Raw genomic sequence first — 302 nt, 5'->3', positions numbered from 1 at the left:
CAGCTTGGTAGAGTACTTGGTTTGGGACCAAGGTGTCGCAGGTTCGAATCCTGTCTTCCCGATATATGGCGGTGTAGCTCAGCTGGCTAGAGCGTCCGGTTCATACCCGGGAGGTCGGGGGTTCGATCCCCTTCGCCGCTATAATGATCTTGTTGGACCTTTAGCTCAGCTGGTTAGAGCTCTCGGCTCATAACCGAGTGGTCGTAGGTTCAAGTCCTACAAGGTCCATTTGAATAGTATGGAGGATTACCCAAGTCCGGCTGAAGGGAACGGTCTTGAAAACCGTCAGGCGTGTAAAAGCG

General features: G+C 53.0%; 2 tRNA genes. Both read left to right on the top strand.

The annotated features are described in order from the left end of the window. The first annotated feature begins 67 nt into the window (after positions 1–67). Positions 68–141, top strand: a tRNA-Met gene (locus tag ADI86_RS02260). Between the two features lie 13 nt (positions 142–154). Next, positions 155–228, top strand: a tRNA-Ile gene (locus tag ADI86_RS02255). The last annotated feature ends 74 nt before the right edge of the window (positions 229–302 follow it).

It is taken from the genome of Streptococcus pseudopneumoniae (assembly GCF_001074975.1).
Classification (GTDB): Bacteria; Bacillota; Bacilli; order Lactobacillales; family Streptococcaceae; genus Streptococcus; species Streptococcus pseudopneumoniae_D.
The sequence above is the reverse complement of the archived record's forward strand: the minus strand, read 5'-3'. Positions and strand labels throughout refer to the sequence as shown.